Consider the following 12,206-nt stretch of genomic DNA (forward strand, 5'->3'; position numbering starts at 1 on the left):
AGTCCGCGAAGGCGCGGCGACCACAACCGTACCGGTGGTTCGAAACAGCTGTTTCAAGGCCCTAGGCAGAGTAGGGTTTTGGAGTCATGCTGCTGACATTGCGGACATGCCCCCGACAGAGGGGCGGCCGCGAACGAGGAAACGACAATGGCTATGGTTCACGATCCGCGCCACCAACGCGGAACCTGCACGCCCCAAGGCAACGCCCTGTGCTTTGGCGTCGCGATCGCCGGCCTGGTGTTGGCCGCGGTGGTGATGAGTTGGCTCTTCGGCCTGGTCAACCTGTTCTTCTAGCGACCGGACCGGGGCGAACGGACGCGAGGCGCGGCGGCTAGGCCGCCAGGCGCCGCCAGACCTGACGGTCGGCTTCCAGATTGCTGAGACCACCGGCCTTTTGGCGCTCGAACAGCGCGCCCATGATTTCCATGCTCAACTGGGCGTAGCGCACCTGCACCTGATCGACCAGGCAACCGCGCGACGGGGCGATGAACAGCGCCGCGTTGATCTCCGGGGTCTTGGCGATGATCAGGGCGGCCAGGCGCTGGGCCCTTTCCAGGTCCTTGTGGTGCAGCAACGGTTCGGCCGCGTACAGTTCCTGCCCCAGCTTGCTGACGTAGCTCAGCGACACCTTGGCGAACCGGTCGCGGGTGATCGGCGGGGCCAGTTCGGCCGCGTCGAGGCTGAGGACGACGTCATTGAGCAGGAACAGCATCGGAACCTTGGACAAGGCCTTGCGGCGGGTGGGAACGGCGCGGGGGAGGACCTGCGGCATCCTGCCGCGTCGAGCTTTCGTTCCGGTTTAGGAGCAGGGTTAACAACCCGGGAAATCACGGCGGCCAAGCGTCGCGGCCCACCTGTCCACACCCATTCGCCCGGCTTGCGCCCGATCAAGGTTTGGCCACGGCCGCCGGCGCACCATTTGCGGACCTGAACGTTTTCATCGAAGACCGCCCCATGACAGACCAGCCCTCCCCCGCCCAGCCCTTCACCGAGAGCCAGATCGACCGGCTGGTCGAGGACTTCTACGCGAAGGTTCGCCTGGATCCGCAGCTGGGACCGGTGTTCGAGCGGGCGATGGGCGCGGACGGCTGGCCCGCGCACCTGGCGGTCCTCAAGGTCTTCTGGTCGTCGGTGCTGCGGCGCACCGGCCAGTACAAGGGCTCGCCCATGGCCGTGCACGCCAGGGTCCCGGACCTGACCGAGGACCTGTTCGCGACCTGGCTGGCCCTGTTCCACGCCACCTGCGCCGAGGTGTTCGACGCCGAACGCGCCCGCCAGGCCGGCGCGGCGGCCGAACGCATCGCCCGCAGCCTGAAGCTTGGCCTGTTCTTCCGGCCGGAGCAGTTCGCTTGAACCGGGCGGAGATCGCCGTCGCCCTGCGCGACACCGGCTTCTGCCGCGCCCTGCCCGCCGACACCGACGCCCTGCTGGGACCGGCGGCCGTGGCCGGCTGGGACGCCTTCGCCGACAGCTGGAACGACCTGGGGCTGGACCGCTTCATGGCCGACGGCGGCCGCTATCGGCGCCGGCGGTTCGCGGCCTTTTCCGCCTCGGCCGACGGCGTGGTCTGCAAGCCGCACCAGCCGCACTACCAGAGCCGCGACTACAACGGCCTGAACGGCGGGGTGCAGCGCTGGTTCGAACCGATCCTCGACACGGTCGCCGAGCATCCCCTGACGCAGGGCGTGCTGCGCGAGGGGCTGGCGCTGTTCCAGCCGCTGACCGTCGACCCGCCCAGGGCCTGGCACGTCGAGCTGCACCAGTTCCGCATCGAGGCCGGCGACGGCGAGGCCGGCCTGCCGACCCCGGAAGGCGCGCACCGCGACGGCGTCGACTGGGTGATCGTCATGCTGGTCAACCGCCACAATGTGGCCAGCGGAATCACCGACATCTTCGCGACCGACGGCGCGCGGTTGGGCGCCTTTACCCTGGAGCAACCTCGCGACACGGTTTTCCTCGACGATCATCGCGTGCTGCATGGGGTGACGGCGATCCGTCCCCTGAAGCCGGGTGCTCCGGCCCGGCGCGACGTGCTGGTGGCGACTTTCCGGCGCGAATGAGCTCACGCCAGGGTTGCCGCGACCGTATGTCACACCCTTGCGCCACCCACCCCATGCCACGTTCGCCGCCGAGCGTTCACGAGTCCCTGCCCGATGACGAATCCAGAGCTTCCGCCCGCGTCTGGACCGGTTGAGAGCCCCGCCGAGGCCGGGGCCAACCGGACGGTATTCTCCGCGACCATGGCGGACGCCGTGCCGATCCTGATCGGCTATCTCGACCGCCAGGAGCGCTATCGTTTCGTCAATCGGGCTTACGAGGACTGGTTCGGCGTCGCCCGCGCCGACATCGAGGGCCGTACCCTGATCGAGGTGATGGGCGAGGCCGGCTACGCGCGGGTCAAGCACCACGTGGCCCGCGCCCTGGGCGGCGAGCGCCTGACCTTCGAGGGCGAGGTGCCCTATCGCGGCGCCGGCCTGCGCCACATCGAGGCGCAGTACGTGCCCGACATCGCGGCCGGAGGCGTGGTCCTCGGCTACTACGTGCTGGTCAGCGACATTTCCGACCGCAAGCGCGCCGAGGCCGAGGTGGCGCGGCTGCTGGAGCGCGAGCGCCGGCGGGCCCTGATGCTCGACCTGGCCCGCCGCCTGCGCGAGGAACCCGATCCCGACATCATCCTGGTCAAGGCCTGCGAGGCCCTGGGCGTGCAGCTTGGCGCCGCGCAGGTGGGCTACGGCGTGCTCGACCCCAGCGCCACCTATGTGGAGATCGTCGGCGAATGGGTCCAGGCCGGCGCGCCCTCGCTGATGGGCAGCCGTCATGTCCTCGACGACTTCGGCCTGGACATGGCCGACCAGATGCGGGCCGGCCAGCAGATGGTGATCCGCGACGTCGACGCCGATCCCCGCACCACCCAGGCCGCCGCCATCGGCGCCTATGCCCCGCTGGACGTCCGCGCCTTCGTGGCCTTCCCATTGGTCAAGGCCGGGCGGCTGACCGTCTATCTCTACGTGGCGCAGAACACCGCGCGGGACTGGACGGTCGAGGACGTGGCGTTCATCGGCGAGGTGGCCGACCTGACCTGGACCGCCAGCGAACGGGCGCGCGCCGACGCCGCCCTTCGGCGGGCCGAGGAGACCGAACGCCTGCTGATCCGCGAGATCGACCACCGGGCCAAGAACGTGCTGGCCGTGGTCCAGTCCCTGGCCCAGTTGACGCCCTTCGTGGACAAGAAGCAGTACGTCACCGCGCTTTCCGGACGGATCGGGTCCCTGGCCCGCTCGCACAGCCTGCTGTCGGGCAGCCGCTGGAGCGGCGCGCGTCTCGACGTGCTGCTGCATCAGGAACTGGAGCCCTACGGCGCCGAGAGCGACAGCCGGCTGATGATCGGCGGACCACCGGTGCTGATCCAGGCCGAGGCCGCCCAGTCCCTGGGTCTGGTGATCCACGAACTGGCCACCAACGCCAGCAAGTACGGGGCGCTGTCGACCGGGGCCGGCATGCTGGAGGTCGATTGGCATTGGGAGCCGGACCGCCGCCTGGTCCTGACCTGGCGCGAAACCGGCGGCCCGCCGACCGCCCCGCCCAAGCGCCAGGGCTTCGGCGCCACCCTGATCGCCAACGCCGGTCGCCAGGTGGGCGCCAGGATCGAGCACGACTGGCTGGCCGAGGGCCTGGTCTGCCGCATCGCGCTGGACCGGGGCGCGACCCCCTATTTCGGCAATCCGCCCCGAACCCAGGCCGCCGACGCCCTGACCGGCGACGAAACCCGCGCGCTGCGGGGCCAGCGGGTGCTGGTCGTCGAGGACGAGGCGTTGGTGGCCATGGAACTGGCCCAGATCCTCACCGCAGCCGGCGCCGAGGTGATCGGACCGGTCGGCGACGTCGAGGACGCCCTGGCCCTGGTCGAGGCCGGCGGCATCGACCGCGCCCTGCTGGACGTCAACCTGGCCGGCCGGCTGGTCACGCCCGTGGCCAGCGCCCTGAGCCGCAGGTCGATCCCGTTCATCTACCTGACCGGCTACCAGGAGCCGGATGTCGACAGCGGCCTGGTGCTGCGCAAGCCGGCCAATGCGGCGACGCTGCTGGGCGCGCTCGCCAACCAGGTGGCGGCGGCGCTCTGAACTCCCAAGACACGGTTGTCAGCCCGGATCGGCTTCCACCGGCTCCGTCAGGAAATGCCGGCCCTCGCGGTCCTCGATCTCGATCACCCAGATGTCGGGGTCGATCCGCGCGGCGCGTTCGGCATAGGCGTCGAGGTCCGGCTCGAAGGCCGAGCGCACCGGCTGCATCCAGAACCGCTCGCCGTCGCCGCGCATCGCCTCGCTGTAGAGCCGCGCGACGTTGGACCGGCGGTCCACGGCCTTGACCAGCACCGCCCCGGCCCGCGGGTCGCCCTTGCGCGCGACCATGGCGAAGGCGCCGCCCAGTTCGGCGCGGCGGATCAGAGCCCCGACCCAGATATCCGTCGAAAGTAGCATCGCTAACTGAACCGCAACCTCGGGCCCCTAGAGTGCCCCTGAAACCGCTCTCGCAGAATACGAGAAAATGACGTCAAGAAAGACCTTTGGGGTCGTGACGGCGCGGTGGCCAGGGATTTTCGCTTCGATCGCCATTCTCGGCGTGTCGGGCCCGTCCCACGCCGCCACGGCCGCCGACCAGCTCTACGAACGCACGCTGATGACCTCGGCCGACGCCCGCTGCCGGCTGTTCAAGCCGGCGGTCGGCTCGGCCCTGGACGCCGCCCGCGCCCAGGCGCGCGGCGCCACCCTGCGTTCCGGCGTCAGCCAGAACGAGGTCACGGCCCTTGAAGCCCGCGCCCACGCCAAGGCCGGCGCGGCGTCCTGCGGGTCCAAGGACCTGACCACCGCCGCCGATCGCGTGCGCAAGGCCTTCGACGGCTACTCCACCATGCTGCGCATGGCCTATCCCGGCGATCGCGCGACCTGGCAGGCCGACCGTTCGGTCTCGGCCACCATCGCGGTCTGGCGGCTGTCGCAGCCGTCCAGCTTCGGCCGCGACCGGCTGGTGTTTGGCCTGTCGGGACGCGCCAACGACATGCTGGCCGTCGCCAACTTCGCCGACAACGCCCAGCCCTACGCCGCGCGCCTGGTGCTGCGCGACACCCTGCGCACCCAGGGCCCCTATCTGAACGCCCGCAACGCCAAGGGCCTGGCCGCCAACGCCGCGCCGCGCAACGCCAGCCGGGTGTTCGGGGCCGAGACCCGCGACGACGCCCCCCTCACCCTGCTGCCGACCGGCGCCAAGACCGGCCTGTCGTTCCGCTTCCCGCGCGAGGCCGGCGACGCGCTCAGCCGGCTCGATCCGCGCGAGGCGGCGACGGTGGAGTTCGTGTTCACCAGCCGCTCGGGGCAGGACGTGGTCCGGCGGGCCTATGTGGAGGTGGGGGACTTCGCGGCGGGACGGGCGTTCCTGCGGTAGGCGCCTGCGCGGCGAACACTTGCCCCCTACGGGCCTTCGGCCGTCTTCCCCCAGAGGGGGAAGAGTTTCGCGCTCCAGGCTCCGCCCCCTATGGGGGCGGACACACCGCGAAGCGGTCAGGTGGGGGCAAGTCCGGACCTAACGCGGCGGCGCGAACTTGATCACGTTCGGCCCTAGAAACGGATCTTCCGGTTCAGCCTCCGGGGCCGGCTCCAGCAGCGGCGGCGCCATCGGCGGCTGTAGGGCCTTGATCAGCACCGGCATCCGCACCGAGACGCTGGTGCCCGCGCCCAGGCGGCTTTCGATGTTCATCTCGCCGCCGTGCAGCCTGGCGAAGGCCCGCACCAGGGAGAGCCCCAGGCCTGTGCCCTTGGCCCGCTGATCGACACCGCCGGCCTGTTCGTAGGGCCGGCCGATGCGTTCCAGGTCTTCCGGGCTGATGCCGACGCCGGTGTCCGCCACCACCAGTTCGAACTCGCCGTCATGGCCGTCGGCGGTGACCGTCACCTGGCCGCCGCGCGGCGTGAACTTCAGGGCGTTGGACACCAGGTTCAGCACGATCTGCTTCAGGGCCCGGCGGTCGGCGTCGACCTCCAGTTCGTTCGGCGGCAGCACGCCGCGCAGCTGCACCCCGGCCGCGTCGGCCTGGACGCGCAGCAGCCGCATGGCCGCCGTCACCGCCTCGCGGGCGTCGAACTCGCCGCGCGTCAGTTCGAAGCGCTCGGCCTCGATCTTCGACATGTCGAGCACGTCGTTGATCAGGTCCAGCAGGTGGCCGCCGGATTCATGGATCAGTTCGGCATATTCGCCGTAGCGGTCGGTCAGCGGCCCGAACATCCGCGCGCGCATGATGTCGGAGAAGCCCATGATGGCGTTGAGCGGCGTGCGCAGCTCGTGGCTCATATTGGCCAGGAAGCGGGCGCGGCCGGCGGCCAGGCCCTCGGCCTCGGCCCGGGCCTGCTGCAGGGCGGTCTCGCGGGCCCGCTCCAAGGTGGCGTCGCGCATCACCCCGACCAGCAGGTCGGGCGAGACCTGGCGCAGCTCCAGGCAGACCGTGCGGGCCGGGTCCAGCAGCGGGGCGAAGGTGACGCTGGCCTCGCCGTCGTCCAGGGCCGCGCCCAGGGCGGCGCTGACCTTCTGGCGGTCGCTGGCCACGGCGGCCGAGGCCAGGCCTTCGTTGACCAGGCTCAGCGACTCCACCCCGCGCGGCGCGGCGCCGCGCACGGTCTTGATCCGGCCGTGGCTGGCGATCACCAGCAGCAGCTGCGGCGCGCCGTCCACCAGGGTCTGCAAGGTGTTGAGCTCGCCCATCTGGCGGCTGTCGCGCTCGCCGGCCCAGCGGTGGGTGAGGATCAGGCCGGCGGCCAGGCCGACGCCGACGGTGGCCACCGACAGGAAGCCGAGGATGAAGGCCAGGGGACCGGTCGGGGCGGGCGGGGCCAGGCCGGAAAGCTGGGTCAGGGCCGCCACGGCCCCGCCGATCAGGGCCAGGGTCGCGCCCTCGGCCAGGCGCCGGGGCGAGGACAGGGTCGAGGCCGCCGCCACCGGGGCCAGGATCCAGGCGCTCATCGCCCCCGACACCCCGCCGGTCACCACCGCCGCGCCCGCGCCACAGGTGGCCCACAACACCAGGACCAGCGATTGCAGGCGCTCGTCCTGCCGCTCGCCGAGGGCCAGGGCCGCCAGGGCCGGGATCGCGCCGGCCATCAGGGCCAGCCAGACATGGACGCCGATGACGCCGGGCGTGAAGGCCGCCGCGCCGGCCGCGAACGTCACCGCCGCCAGCCAGCCCAGCCGCCACAGACGCGCCGCGCCGAGGCTCGCCGTCGAAGGCGTCGGCCGACCGGACAGGAACTGGGCGCCGTCACTGGGCAAGGCCGCGAGAATCCCTTGTCGTTGCTCTTCGTCGTCAAAGCTTAACGCGACCCGGCCCCTCGCCCAAGGCCGCACAATCGGCGCGCGATCGTTAACGCCAGCGCTTCTTGTGGACGGAAACGGATTCGTAAGCGCCTTGGTTCAAAGTGAACCATTGAGTTGACGGACAGAAGGTCCGGGAGTCCCGCATGCCGCCATTGGCGACCACCGATGTATCGGCCCAGGCCGAATCGCCCCGCGAAAGCGCCGGCGCCGAGCTGGGATCGATGTCGCAGACCGCCACCTTCCGGCGCGCGGCCGCGCGGGCGCGGCGCAAGCAGGCCCTGGACGACCAGAAACGCTCGTTCCTGCGCATGGTCAGCCACGAGCTGCGCACGCCGCTGAACGCGGTGATCGGCTTTTCCGAGATCCTGTCCTGCGAGCTGTACGGCCCCCTGGGCGCGCCGCAGTACAAGGAATACGCCGCCCTGGTGCACGAGAGCGGCCTGAAGCTGCTGCGGCTGGTCAACCAGATCGTCGAGATCGCCCGGCTGGAAGGCCACGTCACCGACCTGGACCTCGGCGTCGAGGACCTGGACGAGGCGGTCGAGAACGTCATCCTCCAGCTGCGCGCCGAGGCCAGCGCGCGCGGCGTCAGCATCGTCGCCCCCGAGGTCGGGACCCTGCCCAGCCTGCGGGCCGACGGCCGGGGCCTGCGCACCATCCTGACCAACCTGCTGCAGAACGCCGTCACCCATTCGCCGCAGGGCGGACTGATCGTCGTCGAGGCCCGCCAGATCGGCGGGGCCATGGTCGAGATCGAGGTGCGCGACCATGGCGACGGCGTCGACCCGGCCGACCTGGGCCGCCTGATCCGGCCGTTCGAGCAGGGCGGCAGCACCCTGACCCGCTCGACGGAAGGCGCGGGGCTGGGCCTGCCCATCGTCGACCTGCTGACCCGGGCCATGGGCGGGACCCTGCGGCTGAAATCGACGCCCGGCCATGGCTTCACCGCCATCGTCACCCTGCCGGAAGCCCAGGCGCGTCAAACCCTGTCGCGGGGACGGCCCTGAGGCGCGAGACGCGCTATAATCGCCAAACCGGCTTTCCCTTTCGACAGCCGCGCACTAAGTCCGCGCCATGCAACAACGTCCCATCGACGCCGCCCTCGACGAACTGGCCGAAGAGTTCGAACTCCTCGGCGACTGGGAAGAGCGCTATCGCTACGTGATCGAGCTGGGCAAGGACCTCGCGCCCCTGTCCGAGGCCGAGCATTCCGAGGGCAACAAGGTGCGCGGCTGCGCCAGCCAGGTGTGGCTGGTCACCGAGCCCCAGGCCGACGGGACGGTGCTGTTCCGCGGCGACAGCGACGCCCACATCGTCAGCGGCCTGATCGCCATCCTGCTGCGGCTGTATTCGGGCCGTCCGGCCAGGGACATCGCCACGTTCGACGCGGCCGCCGCCATGGCCCGGCTGGGCCTGTCCGAGGCGCTGTCGTCGCAACGCTCCAACGGCCTGAAGGCCATGGTGGCGCGGATCCAGCGGGACGCCGGGGCGCTGGCCGCCTGACCGATGACGGCGGAGAGGTCTAGAAAAACCCCGCCCGCGTCCCAATGAACCAGATGGCGATGGCGATCAGCACCAGCTGGATCAGCCAGTTGACCGGCGACGGAATGGGGCTGCGCTGGACTGCATAGAGCGCCAGGCCAAGCAGCACGAGGGCGACGACGACGACGATCAGGATGCTCATGGCGACTAAACCGCCGAGTTTGGCCAAGAGTTCCGGCCCCGCTTGAGAATGCGCCCGTCACGGCCTATTGGCGAGCCGATGAGCTTCCGCGTCGCCGCCCTCTATCGCTTCACCACCTTCGAGGACCCGGCCGCGATCCAGGGACCGCTGGCGAAGCTGTGCTGCGGCCTGGGCGTCAAGGGCACCCTGCTGCTGGCCCGCGAGGGGATCAATGGCACCATCGCCGGTCCGCCCGCGGCGATCGACGCGGTGCTGGCCCATATCCGCGCCCTGCCCGGCTGCCAGACCCTGGAACTGAAGTTCGCCGACGCCGACACCCTGCCATTCCATCGCATGAAGGTGCGGATCAAGCGCGAGATCGTCACCCTGGGCGTGGGCGAGCTGGACCCGGCCCACCGGGCCGGCGCCTATGTCGAGCCGTCCGAGTGGAACGCCCTGATCGCCCGGGACGATGTGGTGGTGATCGACACCCGCAACGCCTACGAGGCGGCGATCGGCACGTTCGAGGGCGCGATCGACCCCGGGACCGCCAGCTTCGCCGACTTCCCCGCCTGGTTCCGCGCCTTCCGCCAGACCTGGGACCCGGCCGTCCCGCCGCCCAAGGTGGCGATGTTCTGCACCGGCGGCATTCGCTGCGAGAAGTCGACCGCCTTCCTGATGAGCGAGGGCGTCGAGGACGTCTTCCACCTGAAGGGCGGCGTCCTCAACTACCTGGAGACCACCCCCGCCGAGGCGAGCCTGTGGCGCGGCGAATGCTTCGTGTTCGACGAGCGGGTGGCGGTGGGCCATGGCCTGGCGCCGGGCACGCACGGCCTGTGCCGGGGCTGCCGCCGGCCGGTCGGGCCCGAGGATCGCGCCTCGCCACTGTATGTCGAAGGCGTCGCCTGCCCCGCCTGCCACGACGAACGCGACGAAGAGGCCAAGGCCCGCTACGCCGAACGCCACCGCCAGGCGGCGCGGGCGCGGGAACTGGGCATCGCGCATGTGGGGGCGGTGATGGAGTCCGCGAGCGCCCGCGATGAATGACACCGGGCCCGATCCCATGGTTCTGGAAAACGGCCGCTCGCGGTTTCGCATGACCATCGCCGGCTATCAGTTTCCACGCGCGACCGAGGACGACTGGCTGATCGTTCGCGGCGAGGTCCGCCTGGACGACCGCGAATGGACATTCCAGGATCCCAGCCTCGACACCTTCGAAGTCGCCCGCTTGATCCATTGGCTGGAAGCCCTTGTCAGCGGCGTCCCGACCACGGATTGGGTCGATATCGTCGAGCCAAACTTGACGTTCGAGCGCCTGAACACCGCAACGATCCGGGTCAGTTTCTGGGCGGAGAGCGCGCCGGCCTGGGCGAAGGCGAGCGGACGTCGCCCGGGCTTCGATATCCCGGTCGGCCCAAACCTGATGATCGCCGCCGGTCAACTGCGCACCCAGCTGGCTCGCTTCCCGCATCGCGGCGAGGAGGGCTGATCGGCGTCGGGATTTGCCAACCCCGCCCCGTCCCCTCATATGAAAGCCATGGCCTCGACCGCCCCCGTCACCCTCAGCGAGCGACAGATCACCCTGATCGCCAAGGCGCTGGCCGAGCCTCGCCGGGTCCAGATCCTGCGGGAGATCGGCGCCAACGCCGAGCCGACGCCGTGCGGCTGTCTCGCCCAGGCCCACCCGATCAGCGCCGCCACCCTGTCGCACCACATGAAGGAACTGGAGGGCGCGGGCCTGATCCAGATCGTCCGCGAGGGCAAGTTCGCCTTCCTGGTGCTGCAACGCGACGTCCTGAACGCCTACCTCGCCCAGCTCGCCGAAATCTGAAGCCGGTCGCACATTTCGTCGCCGGTCGACGCCTTGAATCACTTCGATGATCATCTAACTATCGAACCAACGCCACTCAGACATTGAAGCCTGGGGCGAAGGAGAGAGTTCAAGTGAGCAAGCTTTCAGGCAAGACCGCCGTGGTCACCGGCGCTTCCAAGGGTATCGGCGCGGCCATCGCCAAGGCGTTGGCCGCGGAAGGCGCGGCCGTGGTGGTCAACTACGCCTCCAGCCGCGAGGGCGCCGACAAGGTGGTGGCCGAGATCGTCGCCGCCGGCGGCAAGGCCCTGGCTGTCCAGGGTGACGTGTCGAAAGGCGCCGACGTCACGCGGCTGTTCGCGGAGACCAAGGCCGCGTTCGGCCCGGTGGACGTGCTGGTCAACAACGCCGGCGTCTACCAGTTCGCGCCGCTGGACGGCGTGACCGAGGACGAGTTCCACCGCCAGTTCAACACCAACGTCCTGGGCCTGCTGCTGGCCACCCAGGAGGCCGCCCGCCACTTCAACCCCGAGGGCGGCAGCATCATCAACATCAGCTCGGGCGCTGTGTCGATGAACCTGCCCGAGACCGCGACCTACACCGCCACCAAGGCGTCGGTGGACGCCATCACCCGCGTGCTCTCCAAGGAACTGGGCCCGCGCAAGATCCGGGTCAACGCCATCAGCCCCGGCGCGGTCGAGACCGAGGGCGTCCACGCCATGGGCATCATCGGCAGCGACTTCGAAAAGCACCTGACCTCGCAGACCCCGCTGGGCCGCATGGGCCAGCCGGACGACATCGCCCCGGTCGCGGTGTTCCTGGCTTCGGCCGATTCCGGCTGGCTGACCGGCGAGGTGATCCTCGCCTCGGGCGGCCTGCGCTAGGGTCCACAAAAACCGTCATCCCCCGACTTGTTCGGGGGGTGACGACGGTGGGAGATGGGATCATCCGCCCCCACACCGCGTTATCGAGGCTCACCCCTTTGCAAGGAGCCTCTCCCATGGCCGCCTATGACGCCTCCTACGGCACGCCCGCCGCCGCGCGGCAGGGCCTGCTGGCCAACCTCTCCGACAAGGTCTCGGGCCTGCTGGGCCACAAGGCCATACCGACCCATTCCTATGCGCCCGCCCCGCCCGCCGACTACGCCCTGACGCCCGACGCCGAGGGCAAGATCACCCTGGCCGGCCGCAGGGTCCCTATCGCCCTCGCCTTGGTCGGGGCCGGCGTGGTCGCCGCCCTGCTGATCAACCGCCGGACCCGCGCTCCGGCGATCGCCGCGGCCACCACCGCCTGGACCTTCCTCGGCAGCCAGCTGCGGCGGTAGGGCTGAGTTGAAGCGCTAGGCCCCTTTGCTCTTCCCTCCCCTTCATGGGG

The 12,206-nt window shown here is 70.3% G+C and carries 16 protein-coding genes; 12 read left to right on the top strand and 4 right to left on the bottom strand.

Annotated features, from left to right (window positions below):
- The first annotated feature begins 147 nt into the window (after positions 1-147).
- Positions 148-294, top strand: a complete 147-nt coding sequence (locus PMI01_RS27500; protein WP_007672042.1) for a hypothetical protein — start codon at positions 148-150, stop codon at positions 292-294.
- Positions 295-331: 37 nt separating this feature from the next.
- Here PMI01_RS27500 and PMI01_RS17920 read toward each other — a convergent pair whose 3' ends face one another.
- Positions 332-712, bottom strand: a complete 381-nt coding sequence (locus PMI01_RS17920; protein ID WP_035037024.1) for a hypothetical protein — start codon at positions 710-712, stop codon at positions 332-334.
- Positions 713-954: 242 nt separating this feature from the next.
- On the opposite strand from PMI01_RS17920, the gene PMI01_RS17925 reads away from it, so the two are divergent.
- From PMI01_RS17925 to PMI01_RS17935, 3 genes are all read left to right on the top strand, one after another.
- Entirely contained in the window at positions 955-1,353 is a 399-nt protein-coding gene (locus PMI01_RS17925; RefSeq protein WP_007672046.1) for a group III truncated hemoglobin, read from the top strand.
- Positions 1,350-2,060, top strand: coding sequence for a 2OG-Fe dioxygenase family protein (locus PMI01_RS17930; RefSeq protein ID WP_007672054.1), 711 nt, complete (start codon positions 1,350-1,352; stop codon positions 2,058-2,060). The genes PMI01_RS17925 and PMI01_RS17930 overlap by 4 nt, the downstream gene beginning before the upstream one ends.
- A 93-nt stretch (positions 2,061-2,153) precedes the next feature.
- Positions 2,154-4,121 carry an HWE histidine kinase domain-containing protein gene (locus PMI01_RS17935; protein ID WP_007672056.1) on the top strand — a complete coding sequence of 656 codons (1,968 nt, stop codon included), beginning with the start codon at positions 2,154-2,156 and terminating at the stop codon, positions 4,119-4,121.
- 18 nt (positions 4,122-4,139) lie between these two features.
- Here the strand turns inward: PMI01_RS17935 and PMI01_RS17940 are convergent, their stop codons facing one another.
- Positions 4,140-4,478 (bottom strand): DUF1491 family protein, encoded by a 339-nt coding sequence (locus PMI01_RS17940; protein ID WP_007672058.1) that lies wholly within the window; start codon positions 4,476-4,478, stop codon positions 4,140-4,142.
- Positions 4,479-4,545: 67 nt separating this feature from the next.
- On the opposite strand from PMI01_RS17940, the gene PMI01_RS17945 reads away from it, so the two are divergent.
- Positions 4,546-5,439 (top strand): hypothetical protein, encoded by an 894-nt coding sequence (locus tag PMI01_RS17945; protein ID WP_007672060.1) that lies wholly within the window; start codon positions 4,546-4,548, stop codon positions 5,437-5,439.
- 138 nt (positions 5,440-5,577) lie between these two features.
- Here PMI01_RS17945 and PMI01_RS17950 read toward each other — a convergent pair whose 3' ends face one another.
- A complete protein-coding gene (locus PMI01_RS17950; protein WP_007672062.1) occupies positions 5,578-7,314 on the bottom strand; it encodes a cell cycle sensor histidine kinase DivJ in 1,737 nt (578 codons plus the stop codon).
- A 188-nt stretch (positions 7,315-7,502) separates the two neighbouring features.
- Here PMI01_RS17950 and PMI01_RS17955 point away from each other — a divergent pair, with 188 nt between their 5' ends.
- Positions 7,503-8,366: a sensor histidine kinase gene (locus PMI01_RS17955; RefSeq protein ID WP_007672064.1), complete on the top strand. Its 864-nt coding sequence runs from the start codon at positions 7,503-7,505 to the stop codon at positions 8,364-8,366.
- A 67-nt stretch (positions 8,367-8,433) separates the two neighbouring features.
- Positions 8,434-8,862 carry a SufE family protein gene (locus tag PMI01_RS17960; RefSeq protein WP_007672066.1) on the top strand — a complete coding sequence of 143 codons (429 nt, stop codon included), beginning with the start codon at positions 8,434-8,436 and terminating at the stop codon, positions 8,860-8,862.
- Between the two features lie 19 nt (positions 8,863-8,881).
- Here PMI01_RS17960 and PMI01_RS27505 read toward each other — a convergent pair whose 3' ends face one another.
- On the bottom strand, positions 8,882-9,043 hold the full coding sequence (locus tag PMI01_RS27505) for a hypothetical protein (RefSeq protein ID WP_007672068.1): 162 nt from the start codon (positions 9,041-9,043) through the stop codon (positions 8,882-8,884).
- A 78-nt stretch (positions 9,044-9,121) separates the two neighbouring features.
- Between PMI01_RS27505 and PMI01_RS17965 the strand changes: the two genes are divergently transcribed.
- The 5 genes from PMI01_RS17965 to PMI01_RS17985 all read left to right on the top strand — a co-directional run bounded on the left by PMI01_RS17965 (position 9,122) and on the right by PMI01_RS17985 (position 12,156).
- Positions 9,122-10,069 (top strand): oxygen-dependent tRNA uridine(34) hydroxylase TrhO, encoded by a 948-nt coding sequence (locus tag PMI01_RS17965; protein WP_007672074.1) that lies wholly within the window; start codon positions 9,122-9,124, stop codon positions 10,067-10,069.
- Positions 10,070-10,118: 49 nt separating this feature from the next.
- Positions 10,119-10,511, top strand: coding sequence for a WapI family immunity protein (locus PMI01_RS17970; protein ID WP_157223807.1), 393 nt, complete (start codon positions 10,119-10,121; stop codon positions 10,509-10,511).
- A gap of 48 nt (positions 10,512-10,559) precedes the next feature.
- Complete coding sequence (locus PMI01_RS17975) at positions 10,560-10,853, top strand: ArsR/SmtB family transcription factor (RefSeq protein ID WP_007672083.1); 294 nt, start codon at positions 10,560-10,562, stop codon at positions 10,851-10,853.
- 113 nt (positions 10,854-10,966) lie between these two features.
- Positions 10,967-11,716, top strand: a complete 750-nt coding sequence (locus PMI01_RS17980) for a glucose 1-dehydrogenase (protein WP_007672085.1) — start codon at positions 10,967-10,969, stop codon at positions 11,714-11,716.
- A gap of 116 nt (positions 11,717-11,832) precedes the next feature.
- Positions 11,833-12,156 carry a hypothetical protein gene (locus tag PMI01_RS17985; protein WP_007672087.1) on the top strand — a complete coding sequence of 108 codons (324 nt, stop codon included), beginning with the start codon at positions 11,833-11,835 and terminating at the stop codon, positions 12,154-12,156.
- The last annotated feature ends 50 nt before the right edge of the window (positions 12,157-12,206 follow it).

The organism is Caulobacter sp. AP07 (genome assembly GCF_000281955.1).
Taxonomy (GTDB): Bacteria; Pseudomonadota; Alphaproteobacteria; order Caulobacterales; family Caulobacteraceae; genus Caulobacter.

Excerpts from the sequence above, each read along its gene's own strand:
- PMI01_RS17985 (WP_007672087.1), top strand. The coding sequence starts at position 11,833 with ATGGCCGCCTATGACGCCTCCTACGGCACGCCCGCCGCCGCGCGGCAG.
- PMI01_RS17960 (WP_007672066.1), top strand. The coding sequence starts at position 8,434 with ATGCAACAACGTCCCATCGACGCCGCCCTCGACGAACTGGCCGAAGAG.
- PMI01_RS17925 (WP_007672046.1), top strand. The coding sequence starts at position 955 with ATGACAGACCAGCCCTCCCCCGCCCAGCCCTTCACCGAGAGCCAGATC.
- PMI01_RS17970 (WP_157223807.1), top strand. The coding sequence starts at position 10,119 with ATGACCATCGCCGGCTATCAGTTTCCACGCGCGACCGAGGACGACTGG.
- PMI01_RS17935 (WP_007672056.1), top strand. The coding sequence starts at position 2,154 with ATGACGAATCCAGAGCTTCCGCCCGCGTCTGGACCGGTTGAGAGCCCC.
- PMI01_RS17965 (WP_007672074.1), top strand. The coding sequence starts at position 9,122 with ATGAGCTTCCGCGTCGCCGCCCTCTATCGCTTCACCACCTTCGAGGAC.
- PMI01_RS27500 (WP_007672042.1), top strand. The coding sequence starts at position 148 with ATGGCTATGGTTCACGATCCGCGCCACCAACGCGGAACCTGCACGCCC.
- PMI01_RS17945 (WP_007672060.1), top strand. The coding sequence starts at position 4,546 with ATGACGTCAAGAAAGACCTTTGGGGTCGTGACGGCGCGGTGGCCAGGG.
- PMI01_RS17940 (WP_007672058.1), bottom strand. The coding sequence starts at position 4,478 with ATGCTACTTTCGACGGATATCTGGGTCGGGGCTCTGATCCGCCGCGCC.
- PMI01_RS17920 (WP_035037024.1), bottom strand. The coding sequence starts at position 712 with ATGCTGTTCCTGCTCAATGACGTCGTCCTCAGCCTCGACGCGGCCGAA.
- PMI01_RS17975 (WP_007672083.1), top strand. The coding sequence starts at position 10,560 with ATGGCCTCGACCGCCCCCGTCACCCTCAGCGAGCGACAGATCACCCTG.
- PMI01_RS27505 (WP_007672068.1), bottom strand. The coding sequence starts at position 9,043 with ATGAGCATCCTGATCGTCGTCGTCGTCGCCCTCGTGCTGCTTGGCCTG.
- PMI01_RS17955 (WP_007672064.1), top strand. The coding sequence starts at position 7,503 with ATGCCGCCATTGGCGACCACCGATGTATCGGCCCAGGCCGAATCGCCC.